The 15,816-nt window shown below is 65.9% G+C and carries 14 protein-coding genes; 4 read left to right on the top strand and 10 right to left on the bottom strand.

Going from position 1 to position 15,816, the window contains the following annotated elements:
* Positions 1-49: 49 nt before the first annotated feature.
* Both XI04_RS30540 and XI04_RS30535 read left to right on the top strand, forming a co-directional pair.
* Positions 50-2,215: an anthranilate synthase component I gene (locus XI04_RS30540; protein ID WP_271594605.1), complete on the top strand. Its 2,166-nt coding sequence runs from the start codon at positions 50-52 to the stop codon at positions 2,213-2,215.
* Between the two features lie 119 nt (positions 2,216-2,334).
* A complete protein-coding gene (locus XI04_RS30535; RefSeq protein WP_018323310.1) occupies positions 2,335-2,874 on the top strand; it encodes an adenine phosphoribosyltransferase in 540 nt (179 codons plus the stop codon).
* A 16-nt stretch (positions 2,875-2,890) separates the two neighbouring features.
* On the opposite strand, the gene XI04_RS30530 is transcribed toward XI04_RS30535, so the two are convergent.
* The 9 genes from XI04_RS30530 to XI04_RS30490 form a co-directional block, all read right to left on the bottom strand.
* Complete coding sequence (locus tag XI04_RS30530; RefSeq protein ID WP_271608308.1) at positions 2,891-3,223, bottom strand: GIY-YIG nuclease family protein; 333 nt, start codon at positions 3,221-3,223, stop codon at positions 2,891-2,893.
* A gap of 87 nt (positions 3,224-3,310) precedes the next feature.
* Positions 3,311-3,979 (bottom strand): hypothetical protein, encoded by a 669-nt coding sequence (locus XI04_RS30525; RefSeq protein WP_028141698.1) that lies wholly within the window; start codon positions 3,977-3,979, stop codon positions 3,311-3,313.
* A gap of 60 nt (positions 3,980-4,039) precedes the next feature.
* The gene (locus tag XI04_RS30520) at positions 4,040-4,792 is read right to left on the bottom strand and encodes a hypothetical protein (protein ID WP_271608307.1); all 753 of its coding nucleotides are present in this window, start codon (positions 4,790-4,792) and stop codon (positions 4,040-4,042) included.
* A 207-nt stretch (positions 4,793-4,999) separates the two neighbouring features.
* On the bottom strand, positions 5,000-6,211 hold the full coding sequence (locus XI04_RS30515; RefSeq protein ID WP_038948308.1) for a M48 family metallopeptidase: 1,212 nt from the start codon (positions 6,209-6,211) through the stop codon (positions 5,000-5,002).
* A gap of 34 nt (positions 6,212-6,245) precedes the next feature.
* Complete coding sequence (locus tag XI04_RS30510) at positions 6,246-6,806, bottom strand: LemA family protein (protein WP_018323315.1); 561 nt, start codon at positions 6,804-6,806, stop codon at positions 6,246-6,248.
* Positions 6,807-6,944: 138 nt separating this feature from the next.
* Complete coding sequence (locus XI04_RS30505) at positions 6,945-7,925, bottom strand: small ribosomal subunit Rsm22 family protein (RefSeq protein WP_028141695.1); 981 nt, start codon at positions 7,923-7,925, stop codon at positions 6,945-6,947.
* Positions 7,926-8,036: 111 nt separating this feature from the next.
* Complete coding sequence (gene smc / locus XI04_RS30500) at positions 8,037-11,501, bottom strand: chromosome segregation protein SMC (protein ID WP_028141694.1); 3,465 nt, start codon at positions 11,499-11,501, stop codon at positions 8,037-8,039.
* 217 nt (positions 11,502-11,718) lie between these two features.
* Positions 11,719-12,375, bottom strand: coding sequence for a DsbA family protein (locus tag XI04_RS30495; RefSeq protein ID WP_028141693.1), 657 nt, complete (start codon positions 12,373-12,375; stop codon positions 11,719-11,721).
* Between the two features lie 140 nt (positions 12,376-12,515).
* Entirely contained in the window at positions 12,516-13,007 is a 492-nt protein-coding gene (locus XI04_RS30490) for a DUF721 domain-containing protein (protein ID WP_028141692.1), read from the bottom strand.
* A gap of 198 nt (positions 13,008-13,205) precedes the next feature.
* On the opposite strand from XI04_RS30490, the gene mutY reads away from it, so the two are divergent.
* Together mutY and XI04_RS30480 are read left to right on the top strand one after the other, a co-directional pair.
* Positions 13,206-14,324: an A/G-specific adenine glycosylase gene (gene mutY / locus XI04_RS30485; protein ID WP_038948305.1), complete on the top strand. Its 1,119-nt coding sequence runs from the start codon at positions 13,206-13,208 to the stop codon at positions 14,322-14,324.
* Positions 14,325-14,376: 52 nt separating this feature from the next.
* The gene (locus XI04_RS30480; protein WP_038948304.1) at positions 14,377-14,796 is read left to right on the top strand and encodes a PaaI family thioesterase; all 420 of its coding nucleotides are present in this window, start codon (positions 14,377-14,379) and stop codon (positions 14,794-14,796) included.
* A 3-nt stretch (positions 14,797-14,799) separates the two neighbouring features.
* Here the strand turns inward: XI04_RS30480 and XI04_RS30475 are convergent, their stop codons facing one another.
* Positions 14,800-15,258, bottom strand: coding sequence for a hypothetical protein (locus XI04_RS30475; RefSeq protein ID WP_028141689.1), 459 nt, complete (start codon positions 15,256-15,258; stop codon positions 14,800-14,802).
* Positions 15,259-15,816 lie beyond the last annotated feature (558 nt).

The following is a 15,816-nucleotide window of genomic DNA, read 5'->3' as shown; positions in this document are numbered from 1 at the left end:
TCGTTTGTCCTGTGTGGCGTTCCCTCGGCAAGTTTCGTAAGAGGACGACATGAACAGGACAGTCTTTGCCCTCCCGGCCAGAAGCGACTACGCGACCCGCGCGGGTCTGGCGATCACGCGCGTGGCGGAGCAGTTTACCGGCGGCGCCAACAGGCTCGACGACCTGATCAACCTGCTCGACCGCCGCCGCGGCGTGGTGCTGTCCTCGGGCACGACCGTGCCCGGCCGCTACGAGAGCTTTGATCTCGGCTTCTCTGATCCCCCGCTCAAGCTCGAGACATCTGGCGTCAATTTCAAGCTGGAGGCGCTGAACGCGCGCGGGCAGGTGCTGATCGCCTTCCTCGGCGATGTGCTGCGCGAGCCCTGCGTCGTCATCTCCGAGAAGAACGCCACGCGCCTTGCCGGCCACATCATCCGCGGCGATGCGCCGGTCGAGGAAGACCAGCGCACGCGGCGCGCCAGCGTGATGTCGCTGGTGCGCGATATCATTGCCGCCTTCTCGGCCAATGACGACGGGTTGCTCGGCCTGTTCGGCGCTTTCGCCTACGACCTCGTGTTCCAGATCGAGGACCTCGTGCAGAAGCGCGCACGAGAGAGCGACCAGCGTGACATCGTTCTCTACGTGCCCGACCGCCTGCTGGCCTATGACCGCGCCACCGGCCGCGGCGTGGTGCTGAGCTACGATTTTGCCTGGAAGGGCAAGTCGACCGAGGGCCTGCCGCGCGAGACCGCCGAGAGTCCGTATCTGAAGACGCCGCGGCAGGGGTTTGCCGATCACGCGCCCGGCGAATATCAGGCCACCGTCGAGACGGCGCGTGCTGCGTTTGCGCGCGGCGATCTGTTCGAGGCGGTGCCGGGCCAGCTGTTCGCCGAGCCCTGCGATCGCTCGCCTGCCGAAGTGTTCCAGCGGCTCTGCGTCATCAACCCGTCGCCCTACGGCGCGCTGATGAATCTGGGTGAGGGCGAATTCCTGGTGTCGGCCTCGCCGGAAATGTTCGTGCGCTCGGACGGACGTCGGGTCGAGACCTGCCCGATCTCAGGCACGATCGCGCGCGGCACCGACGCGATCGGCGATGCCGAGCAGATCCGCCAGCTCCTGAACTCGGAGAAGGACGAGTTCGAGCTCAACATGTGCACCGACGTCGACCGCAACGACAAGGCGCGCGTCTGCGTGCCCGGCACGATCAAGGTGCTGGCGCGGCGCCAGATCGAGACCTATTCAAAGCTCTTCCACACCGTCGATCATGTCGAGGGCATGCTGCGTCCCGGCTTCGACGCGCTCGACGCCTTCCTCACCCACGCGTGGGCCGTGACCGTCACCGGCGCACCCAAGCTGTGGGCGATGCAGTTCGTCGAGGATCACGAGCGCTCGCCGCGCCGCTGGTATGCCGGCGCGATCGGCGCAGTGAACTTCGACGGCAGCATCAACACCGGCCTCACCATCCGCACCATTCGCATGAAGGATGGTCTGGCTGAAGTGCGTGTCGGCGCCACCTGTCTGTTCGACTCGGATCCTGCCGCGGAAGACCGCGAATGCCAGGTCAAGGCCGCAGCCCTGTTCCAGGCGCTGCGCGGCGATCCGCCAAAGCCGCTGTCGACTTTTGCGCCGGATGCGACCGGTTCGGGCAAGCGGGTGCTGCTGATCGACCACGACGACAGCTTCGTGCACATGCTCGCCGATTATTTCCGCCAGGTCGGCGCCGACGTCACCGTGGTCCGCCATGTGCATGCACTCGACATGCTCAAGCGGAAGACATGGGATTTGCTGGTGCTGTCGCCGGGCCCCGGCAGACCGGAAGATTTCGGGATCAAGAAGACGATCGACGCGGCGCTGGAGCAGAAGCTGCCGGTGTTTGGCGTCTGCCTCGGCGTGCAGGCGATCGGCGAATATTTCGGCGGCGAGCTCGGCCAGCTCACCCATCCCGCGCACGGCCGTCCTTCGCGGGTGCAGGTGCGCGGCGGACGCTTGATGCGCAATTTGCCGAACGAGATCGTCATCGGCCGCTATCACTCGCTCTTTGTCGAGCGCGACAGCATGCCGGAGGTGTTGTCCGTCACCGCCAGCACCGAGGACGGCGTCGCCATGGCGCTGGAGCACAAGACGCTGCCGGTCGCCGGCGTGCAATTCCATCCGGAATCGCTGATGTCGCTCAGCAATGAGGTGGGACTACGTATTGTCGAGAATGCGTTCCGGCTGGATGCTGGGGCGAATTGAGTGCAGGATATTTCACCTCGTCATTCCGGGATGGTGCGTCAGCACCAGATCCGGAATCTCGAGATTCCGGGTTCGATGCTGACGCATCGCCCCGGAATGACAACTGAGATGAGAACCGAATGACCTTTGACCACGACATCAAGGCGAGCGTCCGTACCATTCCCGACTATCCCAAGCCGGGGATCATGTTCCGCGATATCACGACCCTGCTTGCGGACGCGCGCGCGTTCCGCCGCGCGGTCGACGAGCTCGTCAACCCCTGGGCCGGCAACAAGATCGACAAGGTCGCCGGCATGGAGGCGAGGGGCTTCATCATCGGCGGTGCGGTGGCGCACCAGCTCTCGGCCGGCTTCGTGCCGATCCGCAAGAAGGGCAAGCTGCCGCACACCACCGTGCGCATCGCTTATTCGCTCGAGTACGGCATCGACGAGATGGAGATGCATGTCGACGCCATCCAGCCCGGCGAGCGGGTCATCCTGGTCGACGACCTCATCGCCACCGGCGGCACCGCGGAAGGCGCGGTGAAGCTGCTGCGCCAGATCGGCGCCAACGTCGTCGCCGCCTGCTTCATCATCGATCTGCCCGAGCTCGGGGGCGCCGCCAAGCTGCGCGCCATGGACGTGCCGGTGCGCACGCTGATGACGTTCGAGGGACACTGAGAGGTCGCCACGATCTTCAGATCGCCTCGGCCTTCAGTTCATCCCGCCAATGCAGCAGGCGCTCCTTCAGGAGCGCGTTCCTGACATAGGCGGTTTCCTCATCCTCCAGGCGCTCGCATTCGCCAAAGGTCAGGCCGGGCTCGCCATGCGCATTCCAGGCTGCCTGAAGGCTGCGGCAGGTGTGGCTGCCCTGGCGCAGCGAGAACCAGATGCGGTTCCGGATCGTCTCCAGGTTCGGCGCCTGGCCGACCCAGGCCTCGCCCGAGACCGCGCAACGCACGACGAAGATGCCCGCAATGGTCTTCCGCTCCTTGTAGGCGGCAATCGCTGCTTTCCGGTCGACGCTCACGGTGACGGGCCTTGCTGAGGGGGATATTGATGCCCGCCTCAATAAGCCCGCTCCAACCCGCAGTCAATATTATCCGGGTGAAATTATCTAGGATCGCTGAAGGATCAGGCTGAGCTCGAGCTCGCGGAAGGCAAAGTAATTCCGCCGGGTCCATTGGTGCAGCTCGGTGGAGGCGTCCTTCTCCTGGCGCAGATAGCCGGTGAAGGAGAAGTTCAGCCGGTCGACATAGGTCTTGAGGAAGCCGGGCAAGGCAGGCAGGCGGAACAGCCGGCCGCCGGCCATCGCGGCCGGCAGCTCACCGCGCACGACATATTCATTGTCCACGGTGATCAGGTTCATCCGCGGGATCTGCCCGCGCAGCATCTCGTGGGCGCGGGCGGAGGCGCGATCGGTGTCGGCGACGAACAGGATCTGAGGCGCGACATGGCGGCGGGCGGCCTCCTTCAAGAGGCCGATCTCGTCGGTCATCTTGAAGAACTCGTCGAAGGCGTGGAAGCCGAGGTCGATCACCTTGGCCATGCCATCATCGACGATGACGCGGTCCATCAGCTGCATCTTGCCGTAGGTGTCGATCACGTCGGCGGTCTCCGTGATCTTTGGCAGGTAGTCGAGCAGCGACGGTTCCTTCAGATTGACGTCGAAGGCCGCGACGTTGCCGTTCTTGAGCAGCAGAAATTCAGCGAGCAGCCGCGCCAGCAGTGTCTTGCCGACCTGCGGGCGGGGCGAGCAGATGATGTAGACGGGCGTGGCGGGCATCGGCAGCTATATCAGTCGAACCTGGCGACCAATCCAGCCGTATCAGCCCTGCTTGCGCAACTATTTTTCGCTGTTGCGGGTCGCGGGCTTCGAGCCGACGATGTCGGTCAGCCGGATCCGGTCGAACTCGCTCCAGACATTGGCCAGCCAGTGCCGGACATAGCCGCGCAGCACGAACGAATAGTTCGCGGCCTCGTCGCTGATGCCCTTGTTGGCGACGAATTTCAGGAACGGGACGGACGAAACCTCGACCTGCTCATAGGCCATTTCGTTGAGCTTGGGGATGGTCAGCTCGGTCGCGTCCTTGATGCGGTGGAAGTAGGAATTGTAGGTCGCCTGGTCCCATTGAAAGAACTGGGTGTCGTTGATGAAGTTCTTCACCAGGAAATATTTTGCGCCGGTCATGAAGCCCGCGGTTTCGGCGATCTCGTCCAGCGAGGCGATCGAGGGTCCGAGGATGTGGAACACCGCGAAGGTGATCTGGCCTGCCTTGGCGGCATCCAAGAAGCCGATGTCGCGCAGCGAGGCCAGCGCCGGCGAGAGCAGGCCGGCGCGGACGTCGATCACGGTGACCGACGGGCTGGTCGCGTTGAGCGTATCGAAGATCTTCATCTGGTCCGACGTCGTCGTCATGTCGACGATCTCGGTGATGTCGGGGTGGAAGCGCTTCAGGGTTCCGCGCGGCGATTCCGTGTCGAAGGCGCGCGTCGGCACGTTGTTGGCCGAGAAATAATCGAGCAAGGTGCGCGATACCGTGGTCTTGCCGACCCCGCCCTTGTCCGCGCCCACCACAACCACTGCCGGCTTTGCCATTGCTGTCCCCTAACGCGCGCCCCCGATCGCGAGGTCGCAATCGGCCGGGCCCCAAATCGATGTCCGAAGGATGTCCCAAGTCTGCTGTTGGGCGCGAACATGGCAGAAACAAGGGAGAATTCAATTCCTCGGCATGCCGATACGGCAATTCCCGAAGTTTTTCCCAATCGCGGCGAAACCCGCTGCGCGTGGCAGGACATCGCGTGCTTAATGACGGCCCCAGGGACCCATGAGATTGCCCGCCGGGTTGCTGCTCGCGGTCCCGGAGGGGCCGGGTGCGGGTAGGGGCGGCGGAGCGGCCGCATCGTCCCAGGGGCCATGACGCAGCGGCGGTGGGGCGTCCTGCGGGTCAGCTTGCGCCTCGGGCTCGTCCGTCTCCTCGGTCGGCGGCAGCGGGCCCGGATCGTGGCCGCCGGCGAACTTGACGAGCGCGTCGACCCGGGATTGCACGGACGGGTGGGTCGCGAACAGATCGGCAAAGCCCTCGCGGGGATTGTCGACGCAGAGCTCCATCACGGCCGAGGTCGCGCCGGGCAGCTCGCCGCGATTCTCGATCTTGCGCAGCGCCGAGATCATCGCATCGGGGTCTTTCGTCAGCTCGACGGAGCCCGCGTCGGCGAGATACTCGCGCGAACGCGACAGTGCGAGCTTGACAACCTGGGACAGCAGCCAGGCCACCACGATCAGCACGATCGCGATGATGATGACGATCACCGCGCCGCCGCCGGAACTCTTGTTGTCGCTCGATGACGAGGACGACCGCGACGACGAGGAGGAGCCCGAGGACCATGAGCCGCCGGAGCCGGAGCTCCAATTGAAATTGGTGAACAGGCGGAAGAACAATTCGCCGAAGAAGCCGACCACGCCTGCGATGATGACGGCGACCACCATCAGCTGCACGTCGCCGTTCTTGATGTGGGTCAGCTCATGGCCCAGCACCGCCTCGATCTCCTTGTCATCAAGCGCATCGAGCAGACCCGTGGTGACGGTGATCGAATATTGCCTGGGATTGAGGCCGGTCGCGAACGCGTTCAGCGCCGGGCTCTCCATGATCTTCAGCTTCGGCATGGTAATGCCGCGCGAGATGCAGAGGTTTTCCAGCAGATTGTAGAGCCGCGGCTCCTCCTGCCGGGTAACGTCGTGGCCGCCGGTCACCGCGTCGATCATCGACTGGTGGAAGAAATAGGCGATCACGACCCAGACCGCCGCCACGATCGTCGCAACCGGTGCGGCCACGATCAGATCGTGGAGGGCGCGCCTCAGGTAATAGACGACGGTCTCATTGCCGTTGATGACGACTTCGGCGACCAACGCGCCAGCATAGACCAGCACGTAGACCAGCATGAACAGGCCGGCGAGCAGCAGCATCGAACGAAACTTGTTCGAGGCGATGTGCGTGTAGAGACCATACGCGGCCATGACGCGGGTGCCCTGCCGGCCTATCGGCTCAAGATCAGAACTTCACCTGCGGCGCGGCCTCGACCTCGGTGCGGCTGGCACCGAGATCGAAGAAGTCCTTCCTGGTGAAGCCGAACATGCCGGCGAACAAAGCGGCGGGCAGCTGCTGGATGCCGGTGTTGTATTCCTGGACCGCGTTGTTGAAGAAGCGGCGGCTCGCCGCGATCTTGTTCTCGAGGTCGGAAAGCTCGGATGCGAGCTGCTGGAAATTGGCGTTGGCCTTGAGGTCGGGATAGGCCTCCGACAGCGCGATCAGCCGGCCGAGCGCGCCGGACAGCTGGTTCTCGGCCGCGGACACCTGCGCCGGCCCCTGCGCCGACATAGCCGAATTGCGTGCCTTGATGACGTCGTCGAGCGTGCCGCGCTCGTGCGAGGCGTAGCCCTTCACCGTCTCGACCAGGTTCGGGATCAGGTCGTGGCGCTGCTTGAGCTGCACGTCGATATCGGCAAAGGCCTGGCCGACGCGCTGGCTCAGCGCCACCAGGCGGTTGTAGGCGCTGAAGGCGAACAGCGCGAGGACGACGATGACGCCGAGAACGATCCAGCCGGTCGACATGGAGAACTCCTGAAGGGGGAAGAAGGCGGGCGCTAGCCTAGACCAAATTGGCGCAGGATGAGAGCCCGGCGCAGAGGAGAGGTAAGGCTTGGTCGAATGTGGAGCCGCCCGCGTTCAAGGCAAAAGTCTGGAACGAGGTTAACTTTCGGACAGAACGGCGTCGCCCCAGCGCCAGCGGCGTGCCCCGGCATAGGCGGCCTTGTCGCGACGAGGCACCCTCGTGATGGCGACGCCATCCTCGGTGCAGAGCTTGGCCGTGATCTCGGCCTTGCCGACATCCGGCGGCGCCAGCACGCGCGCGGCGCGCACGGCGGGCGGCGTGCGGGTCAGCGCGACGTAGATGAAGCGCTCGTCCTCGAATGGCACCTCCGCGCCCTTGATTTGCCGGTGTGCCTGCGAGCGCGGCAGGCGCTGGTTGAAATGGCACCAGTCGGGCGCGGTGAGCGGGCAGGGTTTTTCGTGCGGGCAGGGGGCGGCGACGAAGGCGCCGGCCGCGATCAATTGCTGGCGCAGCGCGAGGATGCGCGCGGTGCCGGCGGGTGTGCCGGGCTCGATCACGACCAGTGCGTGGCGCGCTTTCGCCCACATGGCCGCGGCGAGCGCGCGCTGCTCGCTTTCACTGAGCTCGCCGATGACATAGCTCGCAACCACGAGATCCGCTTGCGCGACCTCGGCGAGGTTGCCGCCGGCATCGCCCGGCAGATAGCGGCATTCCGCCAGCCGCGTGCTGTCGCGCGCGAGTTCGAGCGCGAGCCGGCTCAAAGTGGCATTGGCGTCGAGCAGCGTAAAATCCTGTAGCGAGGGAAAGGCCTCCGCGGCGGCCCAGCTCGCGGTGCCCGGACCTGCGCCGACGTCGAGCAGCGTTTCCGGAGCCAGATCCGGTGCGATCTCGGTCAGCGCATTCAGGCTTGCGGCGACGGCCGCGTAGGTCGCCGGCATGCGCGCGAGCGCATAGGCGAGCGCATCGGCGTCCGACTTGATCGTGCCGGAGCCGCCGCCGGCGCGGTAGCTGGTCGAGATTTTCTGCGAACGCTGTGCGGCGTCGGTACGGGAGAAGCCCTGCAGCCTGCCGTCAAGGGCGGCTTTCAATTCGGCGGGGAGGGTGGGTGAGATCATCATCAACCTCACATCATTCCGGGGCGCGCGAAGCGCGAACCCGGAATCCAGAGATTGTGGTTCGAGATTCCGGGCTCGATGCTGCGCATCGCCCCGGAATGACGGTCAATCTTCTCAAGCCACGTTCTGGTCGAGAATGTCCACAGCCTCTGACAGGCTGACCGACACCAGCTGCGACACGCCGCGCTCGGCCATGGTGACGCCGAACAGCCGGTTCATCCGCGCCATCGTGATCGGATTGTGCGTGATGATGATGAAGCGCGTGTCGGTCGAGCCGGTCATTTCGTGGAGGAGGTTGCAGTACCGTTCGACGTTGTGGTCGTCGAGCGGCGCGTCGACTTCGTCCAGCACGCAGATCGGCGAAGGGTTAGTGAGGAACACCGCGAAGATCAGCGCCATCGCGGTCAGCGCCTGCTCGCCGCCCGACAGCAGCGACAGCGTCTGCGGCTTCTTGCCCGGCGGCTTGGCGATGATTTCGAGGCCGGCTTCCAGCGGGTCGTCGCTCTCGATCAGGTGCAGCGCGGCCTCGCCGCCGCCGAACAGCTCGACGAACAGGCGCTTGAAGTGGTTGTTGACGACCTCGAACGAGGTCAGGAGACGCTCGCGCGCTTCCTTGTTGAGGCTCTGGATGCCCTGGCGCAGCCGCTTGATGGCTTCGACGAGGTCGTCGCGCTCGGTGACCAGACCCGTGTGCTGGGTCTCGACCTCGCGCAGCTCTTCTTCAGCGCGGAGGTTGACGGCCCCTAGGCGCTCGCGGTCGCGGCGCATCTTTTCGAGGTCTTCCTCGATGTCGTGCAGCGGCGGCAGCTCCGCGCCGGGCTCGATCTCGGCGAGGCCGGCGACGGCCTGCGGCTCGACCTCAAGCATGTCGCGGATCTCGCGTTCGATGTCCTCGAGACGGCGCCGCGCGCCCTCCATGCGCTCCTCGGCGCGGGCGGTGGCCTCGCGCGAGCTGGAGAGGGCTTCGAGCGTCAGCTTGGCGACGCGATCGGTCTCCGCCATCGCGCTTTCCGCGGTGGCGAGCGCGTCGGCGGCCATGCGGCGGTCGTTCTCGGCATATTCGATCTCGGTGATCAGCGCGCTGCGCTTCTCGGCGAACACTTGCGGCGCGTTTTCGAGATCGCTGCGCTCGATCGTGAGTTCGGCAATGCGGGCCTGGATGGTGTCGATATGAGAGGCCGCGCTCTCCTTGCGGTTCGCCCACTCGGTGCGCTCGGCGAGGATCGCCTGGACGCGGCGGTCGGCAAGCTCGGCCTCGCGCGCCAGCGCCTGCGCCTCGGCGCGGACCTGCGCGGCCATGCGACGATGGCCTTCGATGTCGCTGCGGACCGCGGCCAGACGAGTCTCGGTATCCTCGCTCGACGGCAGCTCGGAGATGCCGGCTTCTGCGTATTCGTAGGCGGCCTCGGCCTCGGCGCGGTCGGCGGCGAGACGGCTGTGCGCTTCCGACAGCGTCGCCTTGCGCGCGGCGTGGCGGCTGATCTCGCGCTCGGCGGTGGCATGGCGTTCACGCGCGACGTTGAGCTCGCGCTGCGCGGCGCGCCAGGCTTCGCGGCTGGCGCCTTCGGTGCTCGCGGCCATCTGCAGCTCGGACTCGGCGTTCTCCAGCGCCTGACGCTTGATCTGCGCGTCGATGCGGGCCTGCTCCAGCTCGTTCTCGATGTCGACGAGACGGGCGCGCTCGGCGAGGCGGCGGGCTGCACCGGTCGGCGCATGCGCCGCCGCGACAAAGCCGTCCCAGCGCCAGACGTCGCCCTCGGGCGAGACCAGCCGCTGGCCGGTCTTGAGCTGCGAGACCAGCTCGGCACCGCGCTCGCGCGGAACCACGCCGATCTGGGCCAGACGGCGCGTCAGCTCGGCCGGCGCCTGCACATGATTGGCGAGCGGCACGGCGCCTTCCGGCAGCTCCGGATCGCCGTCGGTGTGTCCGACATTGGTCCAGCGCATCGGCGCCGACGGGTCGATCGGGGCATCGAGATCGTCGCCGAGCGCGGCGCCGATGGCCTTTTCAAAGCCCTTGTCGACGGTGATGCCGTCGATGATCGGCGGCCACAGATTCTTGGTCTCGCCGTTGAGGATCTTGGAGATCGTGCGCGCCTCGGTTTCGAGCCGCTGTGCGCGCTTGTCGGCCTCGACCAGCGGCGAGCGCGAGGATTCCAGCGTCTGGCGTGCCGCGACGTGGGCGGCTTCGCTCGCTTGCGCCGCGGCTTCCGAGGCGGCCAGCGTCTGCTCCGCGGTCTCGACCGTCGCGGTCAGCTCGTCGAGATCGCCAAAGCCGCCAGTCTCGGCGGCAAGCTTCTGCTCTTCCGCAGCGACGTTCGCGATCTCCTGGTCGAGCCGGGCCAGCTTGTCGCGGTGGGTGCGGACATTGGCCTCGAGCTGGTTGCGCTTGGCGGTGAGGTCGGCCAGCGCGGTGGTGAGCTCGGCGAACTGCTGTTCGGTTTCGGTCAGCACCGCCTCGGCTTCGCCGACGCGCTCGTCGACACCGGAGCGCTTCTCGACGCGCGACTTGATCTCTTCCTTCAGCTCGGAATCTTCGGTGTCGAGCCGCTGCAGCGCGACGTCGGCGTCCATGGTCTGCTGCTGGGCGCGGGAGATATCGCCTTCGAACTGGGCAAGGCGGCGCTCGAGCTCGGCGACGCGCTCCTTGGCGCGCTCCTCCTCGCGGTCGAGCAGCTCGCGAGCATTGGTCAGGCGCTGCAAGCCTGCGGCGGCGCGCGCCTCGGCATCGCGCAGCGCCGGCATTTCGGCGGCGCGGATCGCCTGGATGCGGGCGGCTTCGGCCTGGTGCTGGGTGCGCTCGGCCATCTCGCGCACCGCGAGATCGTGGGTCTGGCCGGATTCGTTGACGTCGGCATGGGCGCCGACCCAGCGCAGGTGGAACAGGGTTGCTTCGGCCTTGCGGACCTTGGCCGCGACCTCGCGGTAGCGCACGGCCTGGCGGGCCTGCTTCTTCAGGCCTTCCATTTGTCCTGCGAGCTGGCCGATCACGTCCTCGACGCGGGTGAGGTTGGTTTCGGCCGCCTTCAGCCGCAGCTCGGCCTCGTGGCGGCGGGCGTGCAGACCGGCGACGCCGGCAGCGTCTTCCAGCACGCGACGGCGCTGCTCGGGCTTGGCCTGGATGATCTCGCCGATCTTGCCTTGGTGGACGAGAGCCGGCGAACGCGCGCCGGTGGCGGCATCCGCAAACAGGATCTGCACGTCGCGGGCGCGCACGTCGCGGCCGTTGATGCGATAGACCGACCCCGCCTCGCGCTCGATGCGGCGGGAGATTTCGAGCAGCTGGCTGTCGTTCATCGCCGCCGGCGCGGTGCGATCGGCATTGTCGATCGTCATCGTCACTTCGGCGTGGTTGCGCGCGGGACGGTTGCCGGAGCCTGCGAAGATCACCGCGTCCATGTCGGCGGCGCGCAGCGACTTGTACGAGGTCTCACCCATCGCCCAGCGCAGCGCTTCGACGAGATTCGACTTGCCGCAGCCGTTGGGGCCGACCACGCCGGTCAGGCCGGGCTCGATGACGAAGTCCGTGGGCTCAACGAAGGACTTGAAACCGTGAAGGCGCAGGCGGGTGATTTTCATAAGCACGCATCTCTGTTGGCAGGCGCGAATCCCCCTGCCGGGACACTACCATGGAAGACAGTGTCGCTATCCGGGTGAGTCGCGCGAGGCGCCTCATGCGGCTGGACAATGGCCGCGGTGCCCCGCGAGGGCAACCGGCCAAAGCCGCTTTTCCCAAGGGATTTATGCCGGGAAAGATACGGATTTCGAGATGCGAATCAGAATCTTGACGAGCGAATCAGCTCTTCAGCAGCGGATTGATCTTCTTGGCGAATTCCTCGAACGAGGCCTCACCCTTGATCTTCTCGCCGTTGATGAAGAAGGTCGGCGTCGAATCCACCTTCAGAACGTCGCTGGCATATTTCTGGTCGGCGGCGATCTTGTCGAGCAGCGCCTGGTCCTTCAGGCAGGCCTCGACCTGCTGCTGGGTGAGGCCGGCCTGCTTGCCGATCCGCGTCAGGGTCTCGGTGGTGTTCTTCACCACCCAATCGTTCTGCTGGCGAAACAGCATGTCGGTGACGGCGAAGTATTTCGGCCCATCACCATTGGCGATGCAGCGCGACAGCATCGAGCCGGCGGCGGCTTTGATGTCGAGCGGGAACTCGCGGAAGATGTAACGCACCTTGCCGGTGTCGATGTATTCCTTCTTGATCTTCGGGAACACCTGCTCGTTGAAGGCGGCGCAGTGCGGGCAGGTCATCGAGGCGTATTCGGTGATGGTGACGGCGGCATCGTTCGGGCCGAGCGCCATGTCGGGCAGTGACACGGGCTTGGTGACGTCGGCGGCGGACTGAGCCGCGGCCTTCGAGATGAACCGCAGCGGCGACAGCCCGGCGAGCGCGGCAAGCCCGGTCAGCGACAGCATCGTGGTGAAGGCGCGGCGGGTGATGATCAAGGTCGGCTCCCGAATTGGCAAAAATGTCGCCCCAGGGGGTCTATGAGGTTCCCGCCCGGGCGGCCTGTCGCTAGCTTGAAACGTAGCTTGAGGCAATGGCGAGCGGTAGAGACGGGTCCAGATTGGCCGCGAAATAAGGCTCAATTTCGCTTGATGGCGGCCCCCAGCCGCGCCAGCGCCGTCTTCAGTTGTTCATCTTCGATATCGCCCAGGCTCTCCGCCACCTTGGCCACCGATTTGGGATCGGGCGGGCCGGGCCGGACCGGTCGGCGCGGGCGCGACAGTGGAGCCTGGCGGAAGGCGAGCTTGCCGACCGCGCTCCAGCCGAAGAAGCGGTTGACGCGCTCCAGGATCACGTCCGCGGAATGCTGGATCTCCAGCGCCATCGGCCCCTCGACCCGCAGCACCAGGGTCGCCGGCTCCTGCGGCTGGCCCTCCACCGGGCGCGGCCATTGCATCTTCAGCGGCTCGGCATGGGCCGCGATCTCGGGACCTGCAATCTGCGCCCACCGCGTCACCAGCTCACGCGCCGCAAAGCCCTGCTTGGCATAGGCCTCGGCAAAGACGTCGTTGAGCAGGATGCCCAGCGGCTTGGCGCTGATCGGACCGGGTTTGGGAGGGAATTTGGACATGGGTCCTTATAGCACTTCGGCGGGCGGGCCACAGACCCGCGGCGCGTCATGGCCGGGCTTAGCCGTCCGAAGGACGGCGTCGCTTCCGCTCGCCTATGTCCCGGCCATCCCGTTCTTCCCTCGAAGAAAGGCGTGGATGCCCGCGACGAGCGCGGGCATGACGTAGAGAGGCCGGTGCATTGCCGTTACAGTGCAGGAATGAGTTCCAGATCCGTCCGTAAGCCGAAGCCGGAACCTTCTCAGCCGGAGACATCATCACGCCCGGTGGCGTTGCTTGCCTGGTACGACCGCCACCGCCGCCGGTTGCCGTGGCGGGCCCCGCCCGGCGAGACGTCGGACCCATACCGCGTCTGGCTGTCGGAGATCATGCTGCAGCAGACCACGGTGAAGGCGGTCGGGCCCTATTTCGAAAAATTCGTCGCGCGCTGGCCGGATGTCACTGCGCTCGGACGGGCCTCGCAGGATGATGTGCTGCGGATGTGGGCCGGGCTAGGCTATTACTCGCGCGCGCGTAACCTGTACGCCTGCGCGGTCGCGGTGACGCGCGAGCATGGCGGCATCTTTCCCGACACCGAGGAGAGGCTGCGTGCGCTGCCGGGCATCGGGCCGTACACGGCGGCGGCGATCGCGGCGATCGCCTTCGATCGCCACACCATGCCGGTCGACGGCAATATCGAGCGCGTGGTGTCGCGGCTCTTTGCAGTTGAAGATCAGCTCCCGCAGGCGAAACCTCTGATCCAGCAACTAGCGGCGACGCTGCTTGCAAACTCCCGCGCCGGCGACAGCGCGCAGGCGCTGATGGATCTCGGCGCTTCGATCTGCACGCCGAAAAAGCCGGCCTGCTCGCTGTGTCCGCTGAACGAGGATTGCACGGCGCGCCTCCAAGGCACGCAGGAGACCTTTCCGCGCAAGGCGCCGAAGAAGAGCGGAACGTTGCGGCGCGGAGCGGCCTTCGTCGTCACACGCGGCGAGGATCTGCTGGTCCGCGGCCGGCCCGAAAAGGGCCTGCTCGGCGGCATGACCGAAGTGCCCGGCTCGGACTGGCTCGCCGGCCAGGACGACGCGGCGGCGAAGCTGCAGGCGCCGGCGCTGAAGGGGCTGTCGCGCTGGCAGCGCAAAATGGGCGTCGTCACCCACGTCTTCACCCATTTTCCGCTGGAGCTGGTGGTCTACACGGCGAAGGCCGCAGCCCGCACCCGTGCGCCCGAGGGTATGCGCTGGGTGCCGCTCGCCACCCTTGCGGACGAGGCGCTGCCCAATGTCATGCGCAAGGTGATTGCGCACGCGCTCAACCTTTCAGCGGGCTCGTCCTCCTGACAGCACGCTGGCAGCAGCGCTACGCTATCGGGGTGCGAAACGGAGGCTGCCAATGGTCAAGACCGCGCTCGACAATTTTCCCAGGCCACCCTGTGCGGAGCTCTTGGGATGGCGCCTGCTCGATGCCCGCCCCGAGGAGGGCTGGATCAAGCTCGGCTTCGAGGGCAAGCCGGAGTTCTGCAATCCGGCGGGCTTCATCCAGGGCGGCATGCTCTCGGCCATGCTCGACGACACCATGGGCCCGGCCGTGCTGGTGATGAGCGAGGGCCGGCTCTATACCACCACCATCAGCATGACCGTGAATTTCCTCAGCCCCGCCAAGCCCGGTCCGATCATCGGGGAGGCGACGGTGACGCAGCTCGGCAAGACGATTGCGTTCGTCGAGGCCAAGCTGATGGCGGAGAACGGCACGGTGCTGGCAACGGCAAGCGCGACCGAGCGGTTGCTGGAAGCGGCAAGGGTGGTGCGGTAGTCGTTACCGTCGGGGCCGTGTCGCGGAGTGCTGCGCGCAAGGCTTATACAGCGCCCGAAGTGCTTTGCCGCGCAGCAAGATGAGTTGCGGCCTCAACCCGCCGCGCGCCGCGATCCAACGCTGCACCGGCCCGGGATACATGGAGTATAGGTAATTGGTGGCGTCAGGGTCGGTAATCGTCCTTCCCTTCCGACCGAAATCCCAAGCAGCGTGGAAGCCGAGAGCGGCCTTCGAGGTTACACAGATTTTGTCAGCGGCAACTGCACCGAGAACGATGGTGCACGATGAGGCACAAAGTCCATCGATGATGACGGTCTCTCCGGAAGTGCGCAGGCGTTCATATCTGTCAACATAGGTGTCGATTAGCCCGCCACGATCGCCGGCGATCCGTATCGCCGCATGACTTGCGTGCATTTCGGCCAGCAAGATAGCCGCCGCAAGCAACCCCGCCCGGAACTTCATGATCGCAGCCTCGGTTATTCGCGTCTATCGAATGGACAAATTTCTCTCGCATCCAAGGATTGGCTTAGATCGAAGCGCACCAGCGGGCGGTTGCGGCCGCTCATGGTCTTCAGCCTCGGCCTGAAAGTGCTGGATCATCCCGGGTCTTTGAAACAGACAGGCGTTGATCTAGGTCAATCGGACATGCACGGCGCGCCAAATGATGGGGGCAAGTGCCTGTCCCGTTGACGGCATCACCCTGCGGATAGAACCGGCACTCCAATGACGGGAGGACGCCCATGTTTCGATATGCTCTGGTTGGCTTGGCCGCAGCCGCTCTTGTCGGCGCAAGCCTTGTTCCCGATGACGCACTCGCCCGCGGCGGCCGCGGAGGAGGTGGTGCCTATCGGGGAGGGGGATTTCACGGAGGAGGCGCGCATTACAGAGGCGGTGCCGTTCACGCTGGTCGCTACGGCGGCCGCGCTCACGTCTCCCGGCCGATAGCAGGGTACCCCGTAGCACGTACTGCGGCGCGTAGAGGCGTCTACCGGGGAGCCGCATACGGAGCCGCGGCAGTCG

It is taken from the genome of Bradyrhizobium sp. CCBAU 11430 (genome assembly GCF_028128855.1).
GTDB lineage: Bacteria > Pseudomonadota > Alphaproteobacteria > Rhizobiales > Xanthobacteraceae > Bradyrhizobium > Bradyrhizobium ottawaense.
The sequence above is the reverse complement of the archived record's forward strand: the minus strand, read 5'-3'. Positions and strand labels throughout refer to the sequence as shown.

Excerpts from the sequence above, each read along its gene's own strand:
- XI04_RS30505 (WP_028141695.1), bottom strand. The coding sequence starts at position 7,925 with ATGATGATCTCACCCACCCTCCCCGCCGAATTGAAAGCCGCCCTTGAC.
- XI04_RS30520 (WP_271608307.1), bottom strand. The coding sequence starts at position 4,792 with ATGGCAAAGCCGGCAGTGGTTGTGGTGGGCGCGGACAAGGGCGGGGTC.
- XI04_RS30480 (WP_038948304.1), top strand. The coding sequence starts at position 14,377 with ATGGTCAAGACCGCGCTCGACAATTTTCCCAGGCCACCCTGTGCGGAG.
- XI04_RS30535 (WP_018323310.1), top strand. The coding sequence starts at position 2,335 with ATGACCTTTGACCACGACATCAAGGCGAGCGTCCGTACCATTCCCGAC.
- XI04_RS30490 (WP_028141692.1), bottom strand. The coding sequence starts at position 13,007 with ATGTCCAAATTCCCTCCCAAACCCGGTCCGATCAGCGCCAAGCCGCTG.
- mutY (WP_038948305.1), top strand. The coding sequence starts at position 13,206 with ATGAGTTCCAGATCCGTCCGTAAGCCGAAGCCGGAACCTTCTCAGCCG.
- XI04_RS30510 (WP_018323315.1), bottom strand. The coding sequence starts at position 6,806 with ATGTCGACCGGCTGGATCGTTCTCGGCGTCATCGTCGTCCTCGCGCTG.
- XI04_RS30540 (WP_271594605.1), top strand. The coding sequence starts at position 50 with ATGAACAGGACAGTCTTTGCCCTCCCGGCCAGAAGCGACTACGCGACC.
- XI04_RS30475 (WP_028141689.1), bottom strand. The coding sequence starts at position 15,258 with ATGAAGTTCCGGGCGGGGTTGCTTGCGGCGGCTATCTTGCTGGCCGAA.
- smc (WP_028141694.1), bottom strand. The coding sequence starts at position 11,501 with ATGAAAATCACCCGCCTGCGCCTTCACGGTTTCAAGTCCTTCGTTGAG.
- XI04_RS30515 (WP_038948308.1), bottom strand. The coding sequence starts at position 6,211 with ATGGCCGCGTATGGTCTCTACACGCACATCGCCTCGAACAAGTTTCGT.
- XI04_RS30525 (WP_028141698.1), bottom strand. The coding sequence starts at position 3,979 with ATGCCCGCCACGCCCGTCTACATCATCTGCTCGCCCCGCCCGCAGGTC.